21 protein-coding genes and 1 riboswitch are annotated in these 24144 nt (G+C 63.3%); of the genes, 14 read left to right on the forward strand and 7 right to left on the reverse strand.

Going from position 1 to position 24144, the window contains the following annotated elements:
- Window positions 1-145 precede the first annotated feature (145 nt).
- Both HNQ39_RS17490 and HNQ39_RS17495 read left to right on the forward strand, forming a co-directional pair.
- The gene (locus HNQ39_RS17490) at window positions 146-1498 is read left to right on the forward strand and encodes an ammonium transporter (protein WP_221290078.1); all 1353 of its coding nucleotides are present in this window, start codon (window positions 146-148) and stop codon (window positions 1496-1498) included.
- Window positions 1499-1532: 34 nt separating this feature from the next.
- Window positions 1533-1679 (forward strand): hypothetical protein, encoded by a 147-nt coding sequence (locus HNQ39_RS17495; RefSeq protein WP_184199272.1) that lies wholly within the window; start codon window positions 1533-1535, stop codon window positions 1677-1679.
- Between the two features lie 61 nt (window positions 1680-1740).
- Here the strand turns inward: HNQ39_RS17495 and HNQ39_RS17500 are convergent, their stop codons facing one another.
- On the reverse strand, window positions 1741-3546 hold the full coding sequence (locus HNQ39_RS17500; protein WP_184199275.1) for a putative bifunctional diguanylate cyclase/phosphodiesterase: 1806 nt from the start codon (window positions 3544-3546) through the stop codon (window positions 1741-1743).
- 66 nt (window positions 3547-3612) lie between these two features.
- Entirely contained in the window at window positions 3613-3927 is a 315-nt protein-coding gene (locus HNQ39_RS17505) for an FmdB family zinc ribbon protein (RefSeq protein WP_184199278.1), read from the reverse strand.
- 16 nt (window positions 3928-3943) lie between these two features.
- Here HNQ39_RS17505 and murQ point away from each other — a divergent pair, with 16 nt between their 5' ends.
- Genes murQ through argS form a run of 3 tightly spaced genes read left to right on the forward strand, consistent with a single transcriptional unit; the run spans window position 3944 to window position 7063 of the window.
- Window positions 3944-4834, forward strand: coding sequence for an N-acetylmuramic acid 6-phosphate etherase (murQ, locus tag HNQ39_RS17510; protein WP_184199281.1), 891 nt, complete (start codon window positions 3944-3946; stop codon window positions 4832-4834).
- Window positions 4835-4836: 2 nt separating this feature from the next.
- The gene (locus tag HNQ39_RS17515) at window positions 4837-5283 is read left to right on the forward strand and encodes a hypothetical protein (RefSeq protein ID WP_184199284.1); all 447 of its coding nucleotides are present in this window, start codon (window positions 4837-4839) and stop codon (window positions 5281-5283) included.
- Between the two features lie 31 nt (window positions 5284-5314).
- Complete coding sequence (gene argS, locus HNQ39_RS17520) at window positions 5315-7063, forward strand: arginine--tRNA ligase (protein WP_184199287.1); 1749 nt, start codon at window positions 5315-5317, stop codon at window positions 7061-7063.
- Between the two features lie 9 nt (window positions 7064-7072).
- Here argS and HNQ39_RS17525 read toward each other — a convergent pair whose 3' ends face one another.
- A complete protein-coding gene (locus HNQ39_RS17525) occupies window positions 7073-7672 on the reverse strand; it encodes a hypothetical protein (RefSeq protein ID WP_184199290.1) in 600 nt (199 codons plus the stop codon).
- Between the two features lie 133 nt (window positions 7673-7805).
- Between HNQ39_RS17525 and HNQ39_RS30610 the strand changes: the two genes are divergently transcribed.
- From HNQ39_RS30610 to HNQ39_RS17540, 4 genes are all read left to right on the forward strand, one after another.
- The gene (locus tag HNQ39_RS30610) at window positions 7806-8900 is read left to right on the forward strand and encodes a methyltransferase (RefSeq protein ID WP_221290080.1); all 1095 of its coding nucleotides are present in this window, start codon (window positions 7806-7808) and stop codon (window positions 8898-8900) included.
- Between the two features lie 32 nt (window positions 8901-8932).
- Complete coding sequence (gene uvrB, locus HNQ39_RS17535) at window positions 8933-10942, forward strand: excinuclease ABC subunit UvrB (RefSeq protein ID WP_184199296.1); 2010 nt, start codon at window positions 8933-8935, stop codon at window positions 10940-10942.
- A gap of 12 nt (window positions 10943-10954) precedes the next feature.
- Window positions 10955-11077 carry a hypothetical protein gene (locus tag HNQ39_RS30310; RefSeq protein ID WP_281380284.1) on the forward strand — a complete coding sequence of 41 codons (123 nt, stop codon included), beginning with the start codon at window positions 10955-10957 and terminating at the stop codon, window positions 11075-11077.
- Between the two features lie 67 nt (window positions 11078-11144).
- Window positions 11145-12554, forward strand: a complete 1410-nt coding sequence (locus tag HNQ39_RS17540; protein ID WP_184199299.1) for a nucleotidyl transferase family protein — start codon at window positions 11145-11147, stop codon at window positions 12552-12554.
- 2 nt (window positions 12555-12556) lie between these two features.
- Here HNQ39_RS17540 and serA read toward each other — a convergent pair whose 3' ends face one another.
- The 3 genes from serA to ftsY all read right to left on the reverse strand — a co-directional run bounded on the left by serA (window position 12557) and on the right by ftsY (window position 15662).
- Window positions 12557-14140, reverse strand: coding sequence for a phosphoglycerate dehydrogenase (serA, locus tag HNQ39_RS17545; RefSeq protein WP_184199302.1), 1584 nt, complete (start codon window positions 14138-14140; stop codon window positions 12557-12559).
- A gap of 6 nt (window positions 14141-14146) precedes the next feature.
- On the reverse strand, window positions 14147-14662 hold the full coding sequence (locus HNQ39_RS17550) for a peptidylprolyl isomerase (protein ID WP_184199305.1): 516 nt from the start codon (window positions 14660-14662) through the stop codon (window positions 14147-14149).
- Window positions 14663-14768: 106 nt separating this feature from the next.
- On the reverse strand, window positions 14769-15662 hold the full coding sequence (gene ftsY, locus HNQ39_RS17555) for a signal recognition particle-docking protein FtsY (RefSeq protein WP_184199308.1): 894 nt from the start codon (window positions 15660-15662) through the stop codon (window positions 14769-14771).
- Between the two features lie 48 nt (window positions 15663-15710).
- Between ftsY and HNQ39_RS17560 the strand changes: the two genes are divergently transcribed.
- Together HNQ39_RS17560 and HNQ39_RS17565 are read left to right on the forward strand one after the other, a co-directional pair.
- The gene (locus HNQ39_RS17560) at window positions 15711-15941 is read left to right on the forward strand and encodes a hypothetical protein (RefSeq protein WP_184199311.1); all 231 of its coding nucleotides are present in this window, start codon (window positions 15711-15713) and stop codon (window positions 15939-15941) included.
- Window positions 15942-15944: 3 nt separating this feature from the next.
- Window positions 15945-16403 (forward strand): type II toxin-antitoxin system VapC family toxin, encoded by a 459-nt coding sequence (locus HNQ39_RS17565; protein WP_184199326.1) that lies wholly within the window; start codon window positions 15945-15947, stop codon window positions 16401-16403.
- Between the two features lie 3 nt (window positions 16404-16406).
- Here the strand turns inward: HNQ39_RS17565 and HNQ39_RS29665 are convergent, their stop codons facing one another.
- Window positions 16407-17180: a DUF1559 family PulG-like putative transporter gene (locus tag HNQ39_RS29665; RefSeq protein WP_221290082.1), complete on the reverse strand. Its 774-nt coding sequence runs from the start codon at window positions 17178-17180 to the stop codon at window positions 16407-16409.
- Between the two features lie 46 nt (window positions 17181-17226).
- A riboswitch (adenosylcobalamin-variant (AdoCbl-variant) riboswitch) is annotated at window positions 17227-17316 on the reverse strand.
- A 39-nt stretch (window positions 17317-17355) separates the two neighbouring features.
- Here HNQ39_RS29665 and HNQ39_RS17575 point away from each other — a divergent pair.
- From HNQ39_RS17575 to HNQ39_RS17585, 3 genes are read left to right on the forward strand one after another with little or no spacing between them, the layout of a single operon-like run.
- Window positions 17356-18951 (forward strand): FGGY-family carbohydrate kinase, encoded by a 1596-nt coding sequence (locus HNQ39_RS17575; RefSeq protein WP_184199329.1) that lies wholly within the window; start codon window positions 17356-17358, stop codon window positions 18949-18951.
- Window positions 18952-18955: 4 nt separating this feature from the next.
- The gene (locus tag HNQ39_RS17580; RefSeq protein WP_184199332.1) at window positions 18956-22393 is read left to right on the forward strand and encodes an ABC transporter permease/M1 family aminopeptidase; all 3438 of its coding nucleotides are present in this window, start codon (window positions 18956-18958) and stop codon (window positions 22391-22393) included.
- A gap of 39 nt (window positions 22394-22432) precedes the next feature.
- Window positions 22433-24142, forward strand: a complete 1710-nt coding sequence (locus tag HNQ39_RS17585) for an ArnT family glycosyltransferase (protein WP_184199335.1) — start codon at window positions 22433-22435, stop codon at window positions 24140-24142.
- Window positions 24143-24144 lie beyond the last annotated feature (2 nt).

Raw genomic sequence — 24144 nt, forward strand, 5'->3', positions numbered from 1 at the left:
AGTTTATAGCGAATCTATTTATGGGTAATTAATGTTTTGTTTAATGGACTAAAGTGTAAACCCGATTCTTCCGAAAACTAAGGCGAACCGAAAAAATCTCAAGGTTTAGGATGAATCTCGTATGCTAAAAAGAAAACAACTCCTCATGACAGGAGGCCTGCTCCTGGGAGGAAGTGCGATCGCGCATGCCCAGACACCTAAGGCCGCGTTTACACCCGACAGTGGTGATACCGCCTGGATGCTCGTGGCGACCGCGCTCGTCATGGTGATGACCCCAGGTTTGGCTTTCTTTTACGCGGGGATGGTACGCCGCAAGAACACGATCAATGTACTGATGCAGTCGTTTGTGGCGATCTCCGTAGTCACCGTGCTCTGGTTGCTCGTGGGCTATAGCCTGAGCTTTGCGCCGGGAAGTCCTGTGATTGGGGGACTGAGCTATGTCTTCCAAGCCAACACCGATGCGGCACAGCAGCTGACTCTCAATGGGGCCGCACTGACAATCCCCCACCCCCTCTTCATGATCTTCCAGATGATGTTTGCCATCATCACTCCCGCCCTGATCTCCGGCGCGATCGTGGACCGCATGAAGTTTAGCGCCTATCTGTTCTTTATCGCCGCATGGAGCCTCTTGGTCTACTCGCCCATGGCACACATGATGTGGGGCGAGGGCGGTCTGTTCTTTAAGATGGGGGCCGTGGACTACGCCGGTGGCACGGTGGTGCACACCCTGGCCGGTGTCTCCGCGCTGATCCTTGCGACTCTGGTGGGCCGCCGCAAGTTTATCCGCGGTGAGGAGACCCGCCCCCACAACGTTCCCTTTATCCTCCTGGGAACGGCGCTGCTCTGGTTTGGCTGGTTTGGCTTCAACGCAGGCTCTGCGGGTGGTGCTGGAAATGTCGCCACCAACGCCCTGATCGTCACCCATGTCTCCGCTGCCGTGGCTGCGGCGGTCTGGATGCTGATCGACGTCATCCGTGGGGGCAAGCCGACCGCGTTTGGCTTCGCTGCCGGTGCGGTGATCGGCCTGGTCGCCATTACTCCTGCGTCGGGCTATGTCTCCCCGCTCTCCTCAATCGTGATTGGGGCCGTTGCCTCTGTGGTGGGCTACCTCGGGGTGCAGCTCAAGGAGAAGATCCGCTACGACGACTCCCTCGATGTGGTGGCCGTGCACGGCATGGGCGGTATCTGGGGAATGCTCAGTGTTGGCCTCTTTGCGAGCAAGGCGATCAACCCCGCAGTCAACAATGGCCTGTTCCTCGGTGGCGGCGCGACCCTGCTCCTCAACCAGTTCATGGCAACCGCCGCCGCCGTCATCCTGGCGGGTGTTGGTAGCCTCGCGATTGGCATGCTGGCCAAGGTGCTCTTCAAGGGACTCCGTGTGGAGCCGCAGGAAGAGGGCATCGGGCTCGACGAGACCGTGCACGGCGAGACTGCCTACACGGGTGAGGACCTTACTCTGGTCGCAGCGGAGCAGGAGCACTTCAGCAAGGCTGCCTAGTCTTACTGTCTAACACAAAGAAAGGATACGTTCTATGAAGATCAAACCAGGAGGACTGGCCCTCATCGTTCTCGTTGTCGCTTCCGTGATTTTTCTGATCGCACGAAACCTGGGAGCGGGCGATGGCTCGACCAAAGGGGTTCCGCGCCTCAGCGGAAAGTCTGTGGAGCAAGGTAAGTAACCAAGACGCCCTCCCTGCGCAAGCCGCAGGGAGGGCGTTTTTTTGTTTGGGTAGCGACGCGCTAAGCGGCTTGCTGCTGCCGGCGCTGGCTAAGGTGTAGCTCGACCTGCTCGGCGGTGAGCGGCTGGCTAAAGAAGTAGCCCTGCAAGAGATCACAGCCGATCTCCTGGAGGAAGGTGTTCTGGCTCTCGGTCTCCACCCCCTCGGCGATTGCCTGGAGGTTGAGGGCATGGGCCATCTCGACCGCCGCACGCACCAGAGCGTTGTCCGTGGTGTTCTTGCCCGCCCCCGAGACAAAGCTCTGGTCGACCTTGATGGCATCCACAGGGAAGCGCCGCAGGTAGGCCAGCGACGAGTACCCGGTGCCGAAGTCGTCCACGGCGATCCGCACCCCCAGCTCCCGGAGGCGGCGCATCGCGGTGGGGAGGTTGTCGAGGCTGCTGGCGAGGGTGGACTCGGTCATCTCCATCTCCAGCGCGTGGCAGGGGAGGTTGGTCTCCCCAAGGATGCGCGTGATCTGGCTGACCATGTCGGTGCCGGAGAACTGGCGCGCGGAGAAGTTGACACTGATAGCCAGGTCGATCCCGTAGCAGGCGCGCCAGGCGGCCATGTCGGCGCAGGCACGGCGTAGGATAAACTCGCCCAGCGCACCGATCAGGTCGGTCTGCTCCGCGAGGGGGACAAAGTGGGCGGGGGGAACCATCCCGCGCTTGGGGTGACGCCAGCGGGCGAGGGCCTCCAGCGTGCGCCACTCGCCCGTGTTGGGGTCTACCTGTGGCTGGTAGCTGACAGTCAGGAGGCCTTCCTCAATGGCGTGTCGTAGCTCGCCTTCCTCGATCAGGCGCTTGTAGCCCCCCGCGCTCATCGACGGTGCATAGAGCGCGAGGCCGCTGTGTTTCTTGGCCTGGTACATGGCGATATCGGCATGCTGGAGCAGGGTCGAGGCATCGCGGCCGTCTTGGGGGTAGAAAGAGATCCCGATACTCGCCCCGACACTGAGCTCTTCCTTGCCGATCAGGATAGGGCGACGCAGAGAGTTGATGAGCATCTGCGCGGTCATCTGGGCGTGCTTCTGGTTGCGGGGCTGGGGCAGGAGCGCGGTGAACTCATCGCCGCCCAGCCGCGCCAGCACATCGCCGGGCTCCATACAGGTCGCAAAGCGCGAGGCCACTTCCTTCAGGAGCTGGTCACCAATGGCGTGGCCGAGGGTGTCGTTGATGCGCTTAAACCGGTCCAGGTCCACAAAGAGCAGAGCAAGCAGGGGGCTCTCTTTTCCCTGGCGGCGTAGGCTGCTCTGCTCGCGCTCTTGAATCTCCTCTTCCACTTTCTTAGAGAAATGGGCACGGTTGGGCAGGAGCGTGAGCGGGTCGAACTGGGCGATGGCATTGCCGGCGGCGGCACTCTCCAGCTGGCGCGCCATGGCCTGCTGGCGGAGCTGCGTGAGGGCATGGATCTGGAGGGTCAGCTGGAGCATCGCCTGCCGGAGCGTGGGGGTAAAGCCATCGGGGCGCTGCAGGAGCACCATCAGCTCGCCCACAGCGTAGCCCTGCATGTCCAGCAGGGGAATGATCGCGACACCCCCGACTAGGCCACCAAAGCGCTGGCTCTGCTCCACGGTCAGGGACTCGACAATGCCCTCGGGGCAGTGCTGGAGGTTGCTCTCCCCAAAGAGGGTCTGGTAGCGGATCGCTTGCGGGGAGAAGCGCCCTGCGCCCTGCCACTCCAAGTAGCTCCAGCGCTCCTGCGACGACTCCAGGGTCAGGATGGTCCCCAGGACGCCGGGCTGGCGGCTTAGCAGCGTGATCAACGCCCCGACAAGCTGTTGGAAGTGCGGGGAGAGTGTGGCAGAATCCTCGGAAGACATCATATTCAGTATCGGAATATACGTCTTCCAGGAATACTGTTAGCTTTACTGGTGTCGTGGGGGGTGCCGTTAGGGTACGGAGGGCTTTGCCGCTGGGGTCGACTCCACCTTGGTCTCTGACTTGGACTCGGTCTTGGTCTCGGTGGCCGCTGTCTCCGTCTTTGCCTCGGCGGGCTTGCTCTCCGCAGGCTTGGCCTTGCCCGACTCTTTCTTCGAGTCGTTGATGTAGAAACCGTCGCCCTTAAACGCAATCCCGACCGGGTAGATGATCTTCTTGACCGGGCCGTTGCACTCTTCACACTCTGTCAGGCGCGGGTCGGTGATTTTTTGAACCCGCTCAAACTCATGGCCGCACGCGGTGCAGCGATAACCATACGTAGGCATAGGGTAAGATTTTATCATGAACACCCTCCCCAGTACCGAGCTGGTCAACCCCCACACCGACGGCATGGACCGTCTGCCCACCGACGAGATGCTGCGCCGGATCAACGACGAGGACGAGAAAGTCGCGGGGATTGTCCGTGGCTGCATCCCTGAGATCGCCCGGGCCGTGGACGCGGTCGCGGCGGGGCTGCGGCGCGGCGGACGGCTGATCTATGTCGGGGCGGGGACCTCGGGGCGGCTGGGCGTGCTCGATGCCAGCGAGTGCCTCCCCACCTTTGGGGTCTCGGTCGAGCAGGTCTTTGGCATTATCGCCGGCGGCGAGCGGGCGCTCACCAAGGCAATCGAGGGCGCGGAGGACGACCGCGAGGCGGGGGCGGCGGCGATGGACGAGGTCCTCGTGGGAGAGCACGATGTGGTGGTGGGCATGAGCGCCTCCGGGGGCGCGCCCTATGTCCGCGGCGCGATCGCCCGGGCCAAGGAGCGTGGCGCGGTCACCGTGGGAGTCGCCTGCGCCACCCCCGCGCCGCTCTGTGACGAGGCCGATATCCCGATCCAGGCGGTGGTAGGCGCCGAGGTGCTCCAGGGCTCGACCCGGCTCAAGTCCGGGACAGCGCAGAAGCTGATCTGCAACATGCTCTCCACCGGCGCGATGGTCAAGATCGGCAAGACCCTGGGCAACCGCATGGTCGATGTCCAGGCCACCAATCTCAAGCTGGTCGCCCGCGCCCAGCGCCTCATCGCCGATCTTGGGCAGACCGACCTGGAGACCGCCGCCACGCTCCTCACCCAGTCCGGGGGCTCCGCCAAGCTGGGAATCATCATGGCCCGCAAAGGCGTCGATGCCGACCAAGCCCGCGCCCTCCTCGCCGAAGCCGACGGCTTCCTCTCGCTCGTGCTGGGCGAGTAGCCGTGCCGTACCGTGCTGTCGCGATCTTTTGTGGACTATTGGCGCTCTTGCAAGCCTATTGGGTGCTTGCGATGGAGAGCGACGACCATCCCAAAAATGCGGGGGCGGCTCTGAACTTTTGCTACAGTGACTTGGAGCACGCTTCCGACCAGCACGCAGGAGTCCTGCCCAACCTCCACGACGGCCAAGCGCTCTGCAAGAGCTTCCAGCCGCCCCTGCGCTACAACCCGGCGGTCGCGGGGAGGAAACTCCAAACGCTCTCCCAAGACACCTGGATGGCGCGTACCCAGGAGCCGCTAGGCGAGCGCGTGTGGGCCATCGGGCCAGGAGGTATCTCGACACAGGATCGCCCAGATCTACTGGCATGGCGCTTTTGGAGTGCAGGCGGGTTCTCGATCTGCCTTGCCGCTCTTGCGGGTGGGGCGGCGCGTCGACAGCGGCGCGGCTAGGGCGGAGGAGCCTCGCGATATACTAATCCCCATGCACTACGTATTTGACCAGCTCCGGGAGCAGGCGAGCGCGGCACTTGTCGCCACGGGCCTGATCGCGCCGGAGCAGCTCGCGCTCGCCGAGCCCAAGAACCGAGACCTCGCTGACCTTGCCTGCCCGATCTTTGCCGCCGCCAAGGCTGCGGGCGAGGCCCCGCCCGCCTTCTCCCAGAAGCTCGCCGCCGCCGTGCGTTTGCCGGAAGCCGGCCTGCTCGCGAAAGTGGAGGCCGCCGGGGGATTTGTCAACTTCACCGTCCGTCCCGAAGCGCTCGCTGCCGCCGTGCTGGCGGAGGTGACCGAGCGCGGGGATGCGTTTGGTAAGGATAGCTCGGTCGGGGCAGGCGAGAAGGTGATTGTCGAGTACAGCTCGCCCAATATCGCCCGAAAGATGCATGTCGGTCACCTGCGCTCCACCGTGATCGGCCACAGCTTGCGCCTGATCTTCGAGGCACTCGGCTACGACGTGATCGCCGACAACCATTTAGGCGACTGGGGGACGCAGTTTGGGATGCTCCTGGCCGCTATCGACCTCTGGAAGCTCACCCCCTGGGACGATCCCGACCCGGTGCAGAGCTTGGTCGTGCTCTACGCCAAGTACAACAGCGAGGCCAAAGAGGACGAGAGCCTCAAGGACCTGGCACGGGCGTGGTTTAAGAAGCTGGAAGATGGCGATGTCTGGGCACGGGAGACCTGGCAGAAGCTAATCGACATCACCATGGCCGAGTTTAGCCGCACCTACGACCGGCTCGGGGTGAGCTTCACGACCCAGCATGGCGAGAGCTACTTTGAGTCGAGGATGCCTGCGGTGATGGCCGAGGCGGTGGAGAAGGGAGTCGCGCGGCGGGATGCGGGCGGCGCGCTGGTGGTGGAGTTCGACGACAAGCTCCCGAGCTGCCTGCTCCAGAAGTCCGACGGCGGGACACTCTACCAGACCCGTGATGCGGCGACGTGTCTCTACCGCTTGGAGAACTACGCCCCGGCGCGCAATATCTACGTGGTCGGTGCTGAGCAGAAGCTCCACTTCCAGCAGGTCTTTGAGATCGTCCGGCGCATGGGCTACGAAAAAATCGCGGATGTGAGCATTCATATCAGCTTCGGGAAGGTCTCGCCGCCCAACGGTGGGCGCTTCTCCATGCGTGAGGGCAACGTCGTCTTCCTCAACGATGTCCTCGATGAGGCCGTGGAGCGGGCAGAAGCCGCGATGCGCGCCAATGTCGCTGCGGGGCGCTCGGAGCTGACCGAGGAAGAGATCCCCGAGATCGCGGAGACCCTGGGAATCGGGGCGGTGGTCTACGCCGATCTCTTCCAGGGGCCGGACCGCAACATCACCTTCGACTGGGACAAGATGCTCCAGAGCGAGGGAAACACGGCGATGTACCTCCAGTACGCCCACGCCCGCTGCCGAAGCATCCTGCGCAAGGCTAGCCCTCTTGCACCTCCATCCGATGGGGGCGGGGGGGGCTTGTTGGTGCATCCCGCAGAGCAAGCGCTCCTCAAGCAGCTGGCGCGCATGCCGCACGCGGTGCGCGAGGCAGGCGAGAAGTACCTGCCCGCCAGTGTCGCCGACTGGACCTTCCAGCTGGCAAAGGCGTTCTCCACCTTCTGGGAAAACTGCCCCGTCCTACGCGACGATGTCGCGCCCGAGATGCGAACAGCCCGCCTGGAGCTGGTTGCGGCGACGGCGCAAGGGCTCAAGAACGGGCTGGCACTGCTGGGAATCAAGGCTCCCGAGCGGGTTTGACACGGGGTGCTAGTCGAAACGGACACCGCTGATCAAGACATCGGCGGTGGCCTTGCCCGCCTGGAAGGTGATATTTCCCTTCCCAAGCGGCACTTCCTTGGTAAAGGTCACGGGAACCGTGTACTCTTTCCACTCTGAGGTCAGGCTGATGTCCTCGGAGACAAACTTCTCAAACGGCTCCGTGTTGAACTCAACCGCAACCGTCAGCCGAGACTCTGAGCCGCTGGTCTTGCCCCAGAAGTGGAGGGTCTTCTTATCGCCGACTTTCTGAGCGACTGGAATCCCCACACCGGTCTGCAGGTCCCAGCTCTCCCCGTGCGCGGCAGTGATCTTCAGGTGGGCAACCCGCCCTGTCCCCGATGGTGCACTCGTATCCTGCTCGACCACGAGAGGGACCTCGCCTGGGGTCTTCGACGACGACCAGAACTGATCCTCGGCGAGGCTGGGGGCGGGTGAAGCGCTCTTAGGAGCTGCCGCCACGGTGCTGCTGGCAGCGGCGGCGGTGTTGCTGCGACTGCGGCTCTGGAGGACGGCTTGTGCACTGAGGGCGAGAACCCCGAGGCTGATAAGGGCGATACCGCCCGGCTTGATGATGACCTTGACTGCCATGAGTTTCCTAAAAATAAAGAACGTTGATTAAATATTCGGAGAATCATGGTAGGGTCTGCAGAGCCGCAGGAGAATTCGGGTAGATTTACCTGGTTAAAGAGGTGTATTCCCAGTGGGTGGTACACTACCGTCCGTGATACAACCAACCCTCCGGCGCTACCCCCTGGTCAAGAACGACCCCCTCCAAGCCTGGGACGCCGCCGATGAGCTGCTCCTCAAGCATGTCGCTGCCCTGGAGCTCGCCGGTAAGCGCGTCTTGATCGTCCACGACCACTTCGGTGCCCTCACCTGCTCGCTGGAGGCCGAGGAGCTCACCAGCTACACGGACTCGTTTCTCAGCCACCGCGCGATCCAGCTCAATAGCCAAGGGGCCCGCTCGACCGTCTCGACCCTCGACGAGCTCACCGGGGTCTACGATTTTGTGCTCCTGCGCTTCCCCAAGAACCTCTCGTACTTTGAGGACATTCTCTGTCGGCTCACGGCGCACCTGCGGCCCGGCTCGCTCCTGATCTGCGCCAGCATGGTCAAGCACCTCTCGGTCGGGGTGTTTCCCTTGCTCCAGAAGTACATCGGCGAGACATCGACCAGCCTGGCGGAGAAGAAGGCGCGCTTGGTCTTCGCGGAGTTTGAGAAAGAGGCCGTCGCCTCGCCGTTCCCGCTCTCGCTCGACATTCCGGGCCTTGCCCATCCCTTCACCAACCACTCCAATCTCTTCAGCCGCGAGAAGCTCGATCCCGGCACCAAGTTCCTGCTCCAACACCTCCCCGAGGGGCCGTTTGCCAAGGTCCTCGACCTGGGCTGTGGCAACGGCATCCTGGGGATTGTTGCCCAGCAGCGCTACCCCGATGCCGCACTCACGTTCTCCGATGAGTCCCGCATGGCTCTCCAGAGCGCCGAGACCAACTACCGAAAGTTCTTCCCTGAGGGCACGGCGGCATTTGTCTGGGCCAACTGCTACGAGGACCAGGAGCGCGACTCGCTGGACCTCGTGCTCTGCAACCCGCCGTTCCACCAGGAGACCACGGTCCACGATGGGATCGCCTGGCAGATGTTTGTCGATGCCCGCCGCGCGCTAAAAGTAGGGGGGACGCTCCGGGTGATCGGGAACTCCCACCTGGGCTACCACCTCAAGCTCAAGCGCATCTTTGGCCGGGCGAAAATTGTCGCCACCAACGATAAGTTCATGATTGTCGATGCCGTCAAGACGCCTACCCAAGTGATACAATAGCGAACCATTGTTTGTTTGGGGAGGCGGGGCGCATGGCAAAGGGAAGTGGGCGGTTTGAGTTCGTGGGGCCACCGGCGGCGGGAGATCAGCCCAAGGCGGTCGCCCAGCTTGTCGAGGGGCTCCGCAAGGGCGAGAAGCGCCAGACACTGCTCGGGGCGACCGGAACCGGAAAGACCCACGCCATCGCGCGCGTGATCGCCGAGGTCCAGCGGCCGACCCTGGTGATGGCACACAACAAGACCCTGGTCGCGCAGCTCTGCACCGAGCTCAAGGAGTTCTTCCCGAGCAACGCGGTCGAGTACTTTGTCAGCTACTTCGACTACTACCAACCCGAGGCCTACATCCCCCAGACCGACACGTTTATCGAGAAAGATAGCGCGGTCAACGAGGAGATCAACCGCCTGCGCCACTCCGCCACCCAGGCGATTCTCTCGCGACGCGACACGATTATCGTGGCATCGGTCTCCTGTATCTACGGCCTGGGCTCGCCCAAAGAGTACAAGAACACGGTGGTCTGGTTCGAGGTGGGGCAGGACTGCGACCGCGACGAAGTGATGCGGCGCTTGGTGAGCATGCAGTTCTCCCGCAACGATATCGCCCTCACTCTCGGGACCTTTCGGGTGAAGGGCGACACGCTCGATATCCAGCCCGCCAACGAGGAAGTCATCTACCGGATCGAGTTCGACTGGGACACGGTACGGCGCATCACCGCCATTGATCCTATCACCGGCGAGACCATGAGCGAGCGCGACGAGCTCTCGATCTTTCCGGCGACCCACTGGGTGAGCGACCCGGAGAAAGTCGAGGAGATTGTCCGCAAGATCGAGGGCGAGATGGAGGCGCAGGTCAAGAAGTTCGAGGCCGAGGGCAAGCTGATCGAGGCCCAGCGCATCCGCCAGCGCACGAACTTTGACATGGAGATGGTCCGCGAGATGGGCTTCTGCTCGGGGATTGAGAACTACTCGCGCTGGTTCGATGACCGCGATCCGGGCTCGCCGCCCAACACGCTGCTGGACTACTTCCCCGACGATTTCCTCATTGTCCTCGACGAGAGCCACCAGACCATTCCCCAGCTCAATGCGATGTATGCCGGCGATAGAAAGCGCAAGGAGACCCTGATTGAGTACGGGTTTCGGCTGCCCTCGGCGGCGGACAACCGCCCGCTGCGCTTCCAGGAGTTTGAGAAGGCCGCCGGCCAGCTGATCTTTGTCTCCGCGACCCCCGGCCCCTACGAGCGCCAGCACTCCGAGCGGATCGCGGAGCAGATCATCCGTCCTACGGGCCTGATCGACCCCCAGATCACGATTCGCCCCACGAAGGACCAGATCGACGACCTGATCGGGGAGATTCGCGACCGGATCGAGAAGCACGAGCGCATTCTTGTCACCACCCTCACCAAAAAAATGGCCGAGGACCTGACCGAGTACCTGGTCGAGCTGGGGATCAAGGTCCAGTACCTCCACTCCGATGTCCACACCCTGGAGCGCTCCGAGATTCTCCGAGACCTGCGCCTTGGGGTCTATGATGTGGTGGTTGGTATCAACCTGCTCCGTGAGGGCCTCGACCTGCCCGAGGTCTCGCTGGTTGCGATCCTCGATGCCGATAAAGAGGGCTTCCTGCGCTCGGAGACATCGCTGATCCAGACCATCGGCCGCGCCGCCCGAAACTCCGAGGGCTTGGTGCTGATGTACGCCGATACCATCACGGGCTCGATGCAGCGCGCCATCGACGAGACCAACCGCCGCCGTGCGATCCAGGTGGCGCACAACACCAAGCACGGGATCACTCCCACCACGATCAAGAAAGCGGTCCAGGACGTGCTGGCCGCCAAGCAGGTCGCGGAGGCCAAGAGCTACTACAAGGTCACCAAAGAGGTCGCCCCCGAGTCCCTCCCGCTGAAGGACCTTCTCCTCGCCCTCACCGATATGGAGAAAGAGATGAAGCAGGCCGCCAAGAACCTGGACTTCGAGCACGCGGCGCTCCTGAGAGATGAGATGAGCCGCCTCAAGAAGCTCCTCCCGACCGAGATGAAGAAGAAATAAGGGGGCGGCCTCATGGACGAGGCGGGCCCGCTTCGCTTCTGGCCTGCGGCCGTGATGTCGCGGAGCGACTTTGTGGCGCGTGCGCCAGGAGCGAAGCGAGCGCCCCTCGTTCATGAGGGGCCGCGTATCGGGTAGAATAGCCTCGCACAGCCTCCGATGATGGAATTCGTCGGGGGTATTTGTTTTTAGGAGAGGATGAGGCATGGAACAAAACACCGCGCGGCGGGGGGCCGAGACCCAGCAGAAGGCGCTGGAGGTCAACCTAAACCCCCGCCTCTACGGCACCTTTGCGGAGATTGGGGCGGGGCAGGAGGTGGTGCGCTGGTTCTTCCAGGCAGGCGGCGCGGCGGGGACCATCGCCAAGTCCATCTCCGCCTACGACATGACCGTCAGCGATGCCATCTACGGACCGTCGCCGCGCTATGTCTCCCGCGAGCGGCTCCAGACCATGCTGGACTATGAGTTCTCTCTACTGCGGGAGCGCCTCAGCCCGCTCCGTGGCCCCGAGACCGACTTCTTTGTCTTTGCCGACACGGTCGCGGCGCGCAACTTCCACGGCACCAACGAGTGCCACGGCTGGATGGGGATCAAGTTCCAGCGCCTCAACGAGCTCGAGGCCAGCCAGGTGGTGATCCATGTCCGCATGCTCGATACCGACAACATCAGCCAGCAGGAGGCGCTCGGGATTGTCGGGGTGAACCTGATTCATGGGGCCTTGCTGCACTACGACAACCCCGATGTGATCCTCAGTGACCTGCTGGACAGCCTCACCGCAGAGCGGATCGAGGTGGACATGATCAAGTTCAGTGGGCCCGCGTTCGAGGAGATCGACCACCGCCTCATGGCCCTGAAGCTGGTGCAGCTCGAGCTCTCCAACGCCGCGCTGTTCTCCGCCGACGGCGAGGTCTTGCAGCCGTCGGAGGTGCTCCGCAAGAAGCGCATCCTGGTGGAGCGCGGCTCGTTTCGGCCCGTGACGCATGTCAACTTGGACATGATCCAGTGCGCTAAGCAGCAGTTCGCCGACAGTCCGGGGGGTGATCAGGAGACAGTCGTGCTGTTTGAGATCACGATGAAAAATCTCTTGGCGAGTGGCGAGATCGACTACGCCGACTTTCTGGCCCGTGCGGACTTGCTCGCCGCCACGGGAGCCACGGTCTTGGTCTCGGACTACTTTGAGTACTACCGCTTGGCGGCCTACTTGCAGCGCTACACCAAGCTCCCGATTGGGATCACGATGGGGATTCCCAGCCTCAAGGACCTGTTTGAGGAGCGCTACTACGAGGACTTGGGCGGGGGGATCTTGGAGTCGTTTGGGCGGCTGTTCAAGAACGACCTGCGGCTCTATGTCTACCCGCTGATGGACAAGGCGAGTCGGCAGCTCATCAATGTCGCCAAGCTAAAAGTGGCACCCCACCTTCAGAGCCTCTACGAGCACTTGGTGGAGAATGGCTTTATCCAGAGCCTGGATTTCTACAACCGGGAGTTCTTGCACATCTTCTCCCGCGATGTCCTGCGCAAGATCGAGGAGGGGGACAGTAGCTGGGAGGCCGATGTCCCCGCTGCCGTGGCGACTTGCATCAAGGAGCGGGGATTCTTCGGCTGTGGTGGCTAGGGCTACAGAACGACGTGGCGGACGGAGAGGATGCCATCGAGGCTACGGATCGTCTCCGTGACCTCCGGGGAGGCGGCGGTATCGACCGAGAGGGCCATCACCGCGGTGCCGTCTTTTTCGTCGCGGCCGACGTACATCCCCGCGATATTGACCCCGCCCTCCCCCAGGATGGTCCCGATCTTGCCGATCATGCCGGGCCGGTCGTGGTTGCGCACCATGATGTGGTGGCCCGACGGTCGAAAGTCCACGGGGTAGGTGTCCAGGAAGACAATATGGGGGTCGTTCTTGCCAAAGACCGTTCCTGTCACGGCGTGCGTTCCGCGGTCGTCGGTGGCGAGCACGGTAATCTGCCGCTCGTAGTCGTCGCTGCGGGGGCCGCGGGACTCGGTGACCTTGACGCCACGCGAGGCCGCCAGCGCCGGGGCATTGACATAGTTCACCGACTCGCCCAGGGCGGGGACCAAGAGGCCCTTGAGCACCGCGCGCGTCAGGTGGACGGTCTGCGCCGTGTCGAACTCGCCCTCGTAGCGAATCTCCACCGCCGTGACGGAGCCTCGTGCGAGCTGCGCCTTGAGGCTGCCCATCTTCTCCGCAAGCGTGAGGTAGGGCGCGGTACGGTGCAGGATCTCCGCTGGAAGCGACGGCATGTTCACCGCGGCGCGGGCGCTGCCGCCCTGAAGCACGGCGACAATCTGCTCGGCGATATCCACCGCCACGCCCACCTGTGCCTCCTCGGTCGAGGCGCCCAGGTGCGGGGTTGCGACCACTTTGGGGTGCAGTGCCAGCGGGCTATCGGGCGCGACCGGCTCGCTCTCCCAGACATCGAGTGCCGCCCCGCCGATCTTCCCCGACTCCAGCCCCCGCAAGAGCGCGGCTTCGTCGTAGATGCCGCCCCGGGCGACATTGATCAGCCGGACACCGTCCTTCATCACCGCGAGCTGGGCATCGGAGATGAGGCCCGTGGTCTCCTTGGTCTTGGGGACATGCACCGTGATAAAGTCCGCGTTGCGGTAGAGCGTGTCGAGATCGACGAGCTGGACACCCAGTGCCTCGGCCTGCTCCTTGCCCAGAAACGGGTCGTAGGCGAGGATGGGCATCTCCATGGCCTTGAGCCGCTTGGCGACCTCGCGCCCGATCTTGCCCAGCCCGATCACGCCTGCGGTCTTGCCATAGAGCTCGACACCCACGAACTTGCTGCGCTTCCACTCGCCCGCCTTCATGCTCTGGTGGGCTTGGGGGACACTGCGCGAGAGGGCGAAGAACAGCGCGACCGTCAGCTCCGCGGCAGCGATGGTGTTGCCCTCGGGGGAGTTGACCACGAGGATGCCCTTTTCCGTGGCCTTGGGGACATCGATATTGTCCACCCCGACCCCGGCGCGCCCGATGATCTTGAGCTTGTGGGCCGCCTCCAGAATCTCCGCCGTGACCTTGGTCTCCGAGCGGACAGCTAGCCCCTCGTACTCCCCGATGATCTCTTTGAGCTCGGCACCGGAGAGCCCGGTGCGCACATCGACTTCCAGCCCAGCGCGGCGGAGGATAGCAACCCCCTCCGCCGCGACCGGGTCACTCACTAGCACTTTTGCCAAGGTGGTCTACGCTTCCGTGATCGTAATCGTGCGGATCGTCACTGGCGCAATGGGTCGGTCTTGTTGTCCGGTAGCCGCGGTGGCAATGGCTTCCAGGACATCATCGCCTGCGGTGAGCTTGCCAAAGCCGGTGTACTGCTTGTCAAGGAAGCGGGGATCGCCGTGGCAGATGAAGAACTGGCTTCCTGCCGAGTCGGGGTGCTGGGAGCGGGCCATGGAGAAGACCCCGCGGGTGTGGGGGAGGTCGTTGAACTCCGCGCGCACCTTGTAGCCGGGACCGCCCATGCCGGTGCCGGTGGGGTCGCCGCCCTGGATCATGAAGCCCTTGATGACGCGGTGGAAGATCACGCCCTCATAGAAGCCCTCGCGGGCCAGAAAGACAAAGTTATTGACGGTCTGAGGGGCTATCTCGGGGTAGAACTCCGCCGTCATCGTCCCGGCGCTGGTCTCAATGGTCGCCGTGTATTTCTTCGAGAGGTCGATGGTGAACGCCGGTGCGGCGTCGTACTGTTTAGCAGACATAGGTCTCAGGATACCATGAAAAATTCCCCCCCATCCCCCGCCGAGCGGGGGGGGGAATGCGGTATTTCCTTATTGTCCCCCCGCCGGGCGGGGGTTAGGGGGAGACCTATCCCAGCAGTGCCTCGACAAATACCTCGGGGTTGAAGGGCAGCATGTCCTCTGGTCCCTCACCGACCCCTACCATCTTTACGGGAACGCCTAGCTCCTGTCGGAGCGTGATCACAATCCCCCCACGCGCCGTCCCATCGAGCTTCGCCAGCACGATCCCGGTGACCCCCACGGCCTCGGTGAACTGCTTGGCCTGCGGCACGGCGTTCTGACCCGTGGTCGCATCGAGCGCCAGGAGCACCTCGTCGGGCTTGCGCCCCAGCTCCTTCTCACAGATACGCCCGATCTTGCGGAGCTCCTCCATGAGGTTCAGCTTGGTGTGCAGGCGCCCCGCCGTATCGACCAGGATCAAGTCCGCGCCGCGCGTCTTGGCCGCGATAATCGCATCATGCACCACGGCAGCGGGATCGGCGTTCTCTTTCTGGCGGATCAGCTCGGCCCCGGCGCGCTCCGCCCAGATTCCCAGCTGCTCGGCGGCGGCGGCGCGAAACGTGTCGCCCGCCGCGAGAATCACCTTCTTGCCCTCTTTCTTCGAGGCCCGGTAGGCCAGCTTCCCGAGGCTCGTGGTCTTGCCGACCCCGTTGACCCCCACCATGAGATAGAGAGTCGGCCCGCTCTCGGCGACCTTGAGCTTGGTGTCGCCGGCATCGCCCAGCGCCTCGGTCAGCGCGATCTTGAGACCGTCTTGGACCTCCTGCGCCGTGGACATGCGCTTGTCGCGCACCATCCCCTTGAGCCGCTCCAAGACCTGCTCCGTGGTGCGAAACGACAGGTCCGCCGCGAGGAGCGCCTCCTCGAACTCATCGAAAAGGTCATCGTCGATGCGCCCCTTCCCTGTGACCAGGGCATCCACCGACTGAAACAAGGTCTTGAACACGCCACGTTTGAGCATGGGATTATGATACCGCGAACCCGGCATCTGGTTTGATATAATTCAGCCATGGCTGCAACACTGGAACCACCACAACTTTCGGTCATTGAGGGGCTGGAGCGCTCGATCGTTAGTAGTGCGGAGCTACTACGGCTCCTCGATCCTGTCCGGTACCGGGCGGTGGTACGCTCCCTGCTCCCTCAGCCGATTGGGGCACAAGATCACACTGCGGCACTGGAAGACCTAGATCGCTGGCTGGAGACACTTCGCCAGCAAGATCGCGACGGTGTGGAGCCCTAAGCATTGCCTGAGTATCTCCTGGACACGAATGCGTTTCGTGAGCTTCTCGTGCCCAACTCCGCTATGGCTCAGCGAATCATGGCCAATACGGAGTCCATCTTTTTAAGTACCGTTGTGGTGCGCGAGATTCTCAGGGGCGCGATGGCCTCGATCTCGGAGGCGGAGGGGAATGCATCGCGGGGCAAGGCTTCTCTGGTACAGCGCTATGCCCTTCTTGAGCTGGTGCTTGCCCGTATTCAGCTCTTCCAAATCCTGTGTTACTCCGATGCTGCAGAGAGTCTCTACCAATCATGGCCAAAGAGTCTGCAACGAATGGGACCCAATGACTGCCGAATTGCCGCTTCGGCAGTCGTGACTGGGATCACGGTCGTCACGCGAAATACCGGGGATTTTAGTCGTATTGCGGAGCATGAAGCGCGGCTGGTCTTTGAAGACTGGGCTTCGCAACCAGCCGCACAGTAAGCGCTACTTTGCCATCCAGTAATCCCCGCGGTAGACAATCCCCGGTTGCTGCTCGCTCACGGGGAGCTTGGCGGCAAACGCGGCGCGGGCGACCGCCTTGGCGTGGCCGTCGCAGAAGACAATATTGCCGAAGCCGTGGTGGCGAAAGTCCAGCGACGACGTGCACCCGTACCCCATATAGCACCAAGCGCTCGGCGGCTGGATCGTGATGGTCTCGGTGACTGCGGCGCTTGTTTTCATGCCATCTGGTGCTACTGCCGCGCTATCGGTGCGGTTGCCCGAGTCCGCAAAGAGCAGGCACTCCGCGGGGCGCGAGATCGCCGCCTCCGTGGCAGGCTGGGGCTGCATCACCCAGCTGCCACCGACATTGACCCACTGCTCTCCGGCCAGCACGGAGCTGTAGCCGTAGCCCGTGCCACCGAGATTGGCTGGCCCCGCGTACTCCGAGCAGCGCTGGAGCGCGCCGCTCTTGAGGTAGGGGAAGATCAGCCCGCGCGTTTTGTCCAGCGGTCCGGAGAACCCGCCGCGCGCCCCAACCCAGTAGGTCTGGGAGTCGCCGTAGGAGAAGAGGGGGAGCGTGGAGTCGTAGTCTTGGGCGTACATCAGCGCCGCGAGCCCAAGCTGCTTGGTGTTGGAGAGGCAGGCGGTCTGCCGGGCCTTGCTACGCGCTTGGGCGAAGACGGGGAAGAGGATCGACGCGAGAATCGCGATAATCGCGATGACGACAAGAAGCTCGATCAGCGTAAAGGCCGCTGACCGGCGAAGAGGGAATTTCACAAACGTTTCTTTCTAGCCTGTTGCGCGCAGGCCGAGGGATTTGTCGCCCCCGCTGGCGATCGGACTCGGAGCCAAGGCTCGATTACCGTTGCGCGACAGTGCCGGAATCACACCGGACTTCCCCAGAGGGCGGGAGCGGGGTCAGGGTATCACAAAATCCGGGTAAAATCGCTTCATGGAACGATTTGTCATCGGAGTAGATGTGGGAACCGGCTCGGCGCGGGCGGGGGTTTTTGCGGTGGCCGACGGCGCACGCAAGGGGATGGCGACCCATCCGATCAAGCTATGGCGGCCCCAGCCGGAGTTTGTCGAGCAGAGCTCGGGCGATATCTGGAGCGCGGTGGGGATCGCGGTGCGCGGGGCCATGGCGCAGGCGAAAGTGGCGCCGGAGAGCGTGGTGGGGATCGGCTTTGACGCTACCTGCTCGCTGGTCGTGCTGGGCGCGGGGGACACGCCGCTGACCGTGAGCCCCAGTGGCAGCGCGGAGCAGAATGTCATTGTCTGGATGGACCACCGCGCGATTGCGGAGACCGATACCATCAACGCCGGGAGCCACGATGTCCTGAAGTATGTTGGGGGCGCGATCTCGCCGGAGATGGAGCCGCCCAAGCTCCAGTGGCTCAAGACGCACCTGCCGGAGACCTGGGAGAAGGCGACCAAGTTCTTGGATTTAGCCGACTTTCTGACCTACAAGGCATCGGGGCAGGATGTGCGCTCGCTCTGCACCAATGTCTGCAAGTGGACCTACCTCGGCCACGAAGGGCGCTGGGACAACGAGTTTCTGGCAAGCCTCGGCCTCGACGATCCCCGGATCACGGGCAACCCCATCCGGCCACTCGGGGAGCGCATTGGGCCACTGACGGCGGAGGCGGCGGCGCACTTTGGCCTGACGACAAGCTGCTTTGTGGCGGTGGGGATTATCGATGCCCACGCGGGGGGGCTGGGGCTGCTCGGCGCGGCGGACTTAGAGAACTCTATCGCGCTGATCGGCGGGACGAGCAACTGCCACATGGCGGCCTCGAAGGAGCCGATCTTCGTCCCCGGAGTCTGGGGGCCGTACTTTGGCGCGATGGTGCCCGGCTACTGGCTCACCGAGGGCGGGCAGAGCGCGGCCGGCGCGCTGATCGACTTCGTGATCGAGGACTCCAGCGAGTACCGCGACCTGGCCTACCGGGCGGAGGCGGCGAGCACGACGGTCTATGCGCTGCTCAACACCGAGGCCCAAGAGCTCGCTGTCGCGGAGGGGCTCACCGATGTGGCCTATCTCACGCGCAACCTCCACGTCCTGGACTTCCACCTTGGCAACCGTTCCCCGTTTGCGGACCCACACGCGCGGGGCGTGGTCGAGGGGCTCTCGCTGGATCGGTCGCTGGCGCAGGACACACGACTCTATGTCGCGACCGTTCAAGCGCTGGCCTACGGCACCCGCGCGATTATCGAGGCGGCCAATGCCCAGGGCTTCACGATCTCCCAGATTGTCGCGACAGGCGGGGGAACCAAGAACCCCCTCTGGCTCCAGCAGCACGCCGATGCCTGTGGCCTGCCCATCACGCTGGGGAAAGAGCCCGAGTCGGTCCTGCTAGGCTCCGCGATCCTCGCCGCGCACGCGTCGGGGGACTACGCTACGGTCACCGAAGCCATGACGGCCATGGGACGAGCGGGGGAGACGATCTTGCCCAACCCCGCGACCCGCGCCTTCCACGATGCGAAGTACGCCATCTGGCGGGACCTCTACGAGTCCCAGAAGCGCCACCGTGCGCTGATGGCGTAGGCGCATGCTAACGGTCCTCAAGCAGGAGCTCCTACTCCGGTCTCGACAGGCGTCCACTTGGGGACAGTTTCTCTTTATCCTGATCGCTGCCGCGGGCTATCTCGCCAGCCAGCGCAACGACAGTGAGCTGGGGCGCGGTCTGGTCAACGCCCCGGTCTCGCTGGTGACGATCTCTGGGATCTTCTGCCTGCTGGTCGGCCCCATTGTCGCGGCCATCGCGGGGACCGGCATCCTCCGCGACTACGAGCTCCGTGTCCACGAGCTGTTTTTCACATCGCGCTTGAAGCCTCTGCAGTACTACTTCGGGCGCTTTCTGGGGAGCTTTGTGGTCGTGGCGGCACTCTTTCTCGCCCTGCCGCTGGGGCTCTGGCTTGGGACCCACCTTCCGGGAGACACCAGCCACGTGGGGCCGTTTCGGCTCGCACCCTATCTCTTTTGCTACGGTGTGGTCCTCCTCCCCAATCTCTTGCTGACCAGCGCACTCTTCTTTGTCTGTGGGGCACTTACCCGAAGTCTCTTTGCAGTCTATGCTATCGGGGTGAGCCTCTTTGTCTGCTACGGCATTGGGGCGATGCTGGCGCTCGGGATCAAGAACCGAGCGGCGGCAGCGATTCTCGATCCCTACGGCTTGACCATGCTCTCTCTGGAGACGCAGTACTGGTCGCCCGCACAGAAAAACACGCAGCTCCCCGCTCTTGACGGCTCGCTTCTGCTCAATCGCTGTCTCTGGGCGGGGCTAGGGCTGGCTGTCTTGCTTCTGGGCAGTGCGCTCTTCCGCTTCCGGGCACAGGGGCCCGCGCGACGGCAGCGCGGCTCGATGCGAAGAGAGCGCCCGACACCACCTCCTACAACGCCGATTCCCCGTGTCGTGCCGAGGCCGTCGGCGCTCCGAAGCTTTGTCCACCTGGTACGCTTCACCACCCAGCAGCTCGTCACGAGCTGGCCCTTCTGGGTCTTCTTCGTCCTAGGGCTGATTGTGTTTTTTACGTCGGTTAACAAAGAAGATAGCCTGCTAGGGACAGCCCTGCGCCCCACGACCGTCCGCATGCTCACCGAGGTGGGCGATCTCTTCTCCGTTCTCTATGTGATCGTCGGCGTGATCTATGTCGGGGAGCTCTGCTGGCAGGATCGCCTGCTTCGGGTGGCCCCCCTGATCGACGCGCTCCCGCTCTCTCGGGCCACGGTAACCCTCGCCCGGTTTGTCGCATTGCTGGGGGCGATCTTGCTGATGGGGGTCTTCTTCTGCGGGCTGGCGATGCTCCTGCAGGTTGCCCACGGCATTGTCCCCGAGCCTCGTGCGTACCTACTAGGTGTCCTCGGTGCCCACGGGGTCACGCTGGTCTGCCTGCTGAGTATCGCGCTCTGTCTCCACTCAATCGCGCCCAATAAGTTCCTTGGGCATGTCTTGTTTCTGGTGGCGACCTTTATTCCCAGTCTCGCGGAGCTGCTAGAGCTTGAGCACCCGCTTCTGGATTTCGGCTCGGTAGGGGAGTGGCACTACTCCGACCTCGATGGGTTCTCGGCCTTTGCCCCACAGCTCCTTGGGCTGGGCGGGCACTGGCTCTTGGTCTCAGCTCTACTCCTGACGCTCACCCTACGGCTCGGGCGGCGGGTGATCGTCCCGTTTGGCGCACTGGTGGCCGCGAGCACGGCGGTGCTGCTCTACAACTTCCATGGAGTCCATCGCTTCACGAACGCGGCCTTAGAAAACCGCGAGCGCGCCGACTACGAGCGGCTCTACGGGCCGCGCTGGCGCGAGGCGCCCCAGCCCCGTATCACGGCCGCCGACCTGGATATCACCCTCTGGCCGGAGCGCCGCGCCTTTCGGCTAGCGGGACAGTACACGCTTAAAAACACCACCCAGAAGCCCCTCACGGAGCTCTTTATCGGCTACGACAGCACGCTGGCCGTCGAGAAGCTCGCTCTGGGGCCTACTGCCCAGCGTCTTGAGAACAACACCCGGCTGGGAGTACAAATCTGGCGCTTGGCGGCCCCGCTCGCTCCGGGCCAGGAGCTGACACTGGCATTCTCTCTGCTCTGGGACAAGCCGGGGTTTGCCGCAACGGGCGCACGCATCGATATCGCGGAGAATGGGACCTTTCTCAAGAACCTCGCCCCCCGGATGGGCTACCAGCGCGATGCGGAGCTAAGCCGTGCCGCCGACCGCAAGAAGCAGAGCCTGAAGGCCCGTCCCCGGCTCCCCGACGCGCTTGCCATCCAGCGGAGCTATATCGCCTCCGATGCCGACCTCGTGGACCTCACGACCACCGTTCGTACTGCTCCTAACCAGCGCGCCCTCGCTCCGGGAAAGCTCCAGCGCGAGTGGAGCGAGGGCGGGCGGCGCTGTTTTCGCTATGTCACGGAGCGCCCCATTCGCTACTTCTGGGCCGTGGTCTCGGGGCGCTACCTGGAGCGGACAGTCACCTGGAAGAATATCCCCATCACGGTCTACTACGATCCTCACCACCCCTGGAATGTCGAGCGCATGCTCCGGGGCGCGCAGGACACCCTGGCCTTTTGTAGCAAGAGCTACGGCCCCTACCCCTTTGCCCAGCTCCGCATTGTCGAGTTCCCGGCGCGTGGGGAGGCGATTGCGGCCCAGGCCTTTGCGGGGACGGTCCCGTTCTCCGAAGAGGGAGGGTTTATCCACCAGGTAGAGCCCGATGCGCTGGACATTCCCTTCTTTGTGACGGCGCACGAGGTGGCGCACCAGTGGTGGGGGCACCAGGTGACCGGCGCAGAGCTCCCCGGCGCGGAGCTCCTCGCGGAGTCGCTCGCGGAGTACACGGCTATCCGGGTCGCGGAGGAGGCAGGGTTCTCGGCGCAAGAGGTTTTGGAGCGCTCGTCGGACCAGTACCTCAAGGGGCGTGGGAAGGACACCGACGAAGAGCAGGCGCTGGTGACGGCACAAGGGCAGGCCTATATCAGCTACCCCAAGGGCGCTCTGGCGTTTCATGCGCTGCACTGGCTGGCCGGAAAGCACCTAGAGCGGTTTCTGCGCAACTACGTGCGGGTCCTGGCGTTTCGTGGGGCACCGTATCCCACGGCAGAGAACCTCGTGCTCAACTTGGAGGAGAACCTTCCCGGGGACCGGCAGCGCATCGATGAGCTCTTCCGCCAGATTGTTTTGTGTGATGTCGCGGTGGTCTCGGCGCAGTGCCAGCCCGTGCCCGGAACCCGCCGCTGGAAGACCCAGCTCACGGTGACCGCACAGAAAGTCCGCGCCGATGGGCAGGGCAACGAGAAACCCGCTCCCCTCCACGACAGTATCGCTGTCGCACTCGATGGGGGCTCGGCCAGTGAGACGCAGTTTATCGCGCTCTCCCAGCCGCGCCAGACAGTCACGCTGGAGACCCCGTTTCGCCCGACCTCGGTCCTGCTCGACCCCGGCTACCACCTGTTTGATCGTGTCCGGGAGAACAACCGTGGCACGGTCGAGTAGGGAAAAACCGGCATGGTAGAATGAGCCGGTGGAAAAGTAATGGTCAATCGAGGGGCATGGATTGTCGCAATTGTTGCCGCTCTTGCGGTGCTTCTGATCAATCCGATTGCTGAGATTAGCTGGAACGACGACTGGTGCTATGGGCGAATGGCCTATGAGTTTGCGCGTTCTGGGACGTTTGTCTATAACGGCTGGGCAGCGGCAATGGTGGGGCCTCAGGTACTCTGGGGAGCGCTCTGGATTAAACTTTTTGGCTTTTCCTTCACGGTTTTACGCTTAAGTACACTTCCTGTTTTTATTGGCTGTGGGGTTTTGCTCTATCGTCTACACCGACGCGCTGGTATTGACGACAATCTCTCTACTCTGGGCTCGCTGGCGACCCTTCTCTCACCGATTGTTCTCCCTCTCGCGGCGTCTTTCATGACCGATATCTTCGGTCTTTTTCTTTTTCTGCTCTCCATTGTCTTCCTGCAGAACCTACAAGAGGGGACACGCGAGAAAGCGGGGCTCTGGATCGCTCTTGTGGTGCTTACCGGGCTCTTAGCGGGCGCGATTCGTCAGCTCTTCTGGCTGGTGCCGCTGGTTGCGCTGGGCTATATCGCGTGGCGGCGGCGTGAGCTGCGCGCTCTGGCGCTGGGGGGCGCGGCGGTGGCTCTTGTGGGGACGGTGGCGCTGACGCTCTGGTATACCAAGCAGCCCTATGCCCTCGGGGAGTCGGTTGTGCCGGGGATAAAGGGCATTGTCCACAACCCGGTTCCTAGCTTGCTGACCATCTTGGGGCTCTTGATGGGGGTGACACTGTTCTTATTCCCGGTCGTGAGTGCTGTGGTCCTCCCGCGCCTGGGTGGGGGAGCGGGGAAGGGGCGCCTCATCGTTGGGGTGCTGGCACTGGCGAGTGCAGGGGCGTGCTTCCTCGGAAAGTGGCTCTTTCCCTGGAGCTACAATATCTGCTCCGAGTTTGGAGTCCTACGGCCCGCCGATACCGCGCTGGGGGACCCAGAGCTCGTGCTTTCCACCCTCCCGCGCCTGGTGCTCTCGCTGGTCGCGCTCCTGAGCTCGCTCTGCGTGGTCGAGTGGGCAATCGCCGAGCGAGCCACGCTCATAAAGACCCTCCAGCGCGTCCTTGCCGCCCAGACCGAGAAGACCGACCACGGGGTGGTGATCCTGGCCCTCTACAGCGTCCCCTATCTGCTCGTCGCGCTCTCCCGTGCGGGGATTGGGATGTCTTGGGACCGCTACCTGATTCCCGTCTTCCCGCTGGTCACCATCCTCGCGCTACGGAGCCTCGCGGGGCGTGCCCTGCCCAAGGCCGCGTGGGCCGCGCTGGCGCTCTTTGGCCTCTATAGTGTCGCGGTCTCCCACGACTACCTGGCGTTTCTGCGTGCCGAGGCGACCGCGGTGCAGGCGCTGGAGAAGCGCGGCGTGCCCGCCACCCAGATCCGCGCCAACTTTGAGTTTGACTGCTGGACCGAGACCGAGCAGAAGGGCTTTATCAACGATGCCCGCATCCATAATCCCGTCGATGCCTACAGAGACCTCACCGACGAGCAGATGCGGGGCGTCTGGCCCACCAGCCAGAAAGTGCCCTGGTGGTGGCGCTTTACCCCGTCGGTGGAGGGCCGCTACTTCGTGGTCACCACCCCCATTCCCGGCCTGATCGACACCGCCGACACGCCGATTACCTACCAGCGCTGGCTCCCCTGGACAACCGCCACGATCCGTATCCAGCAGAGCCCCACAGCAAACTAGGC

The sequence above is a fragment of the Armatimonas rosea genome (assembly GCF_014202505.1).
Lineage (GTDB): Bacteria > Armatimonadota > Armatimonadia > Armatimonadales > Armatimonadaceae > Armatimonas > Armatimonas rosea.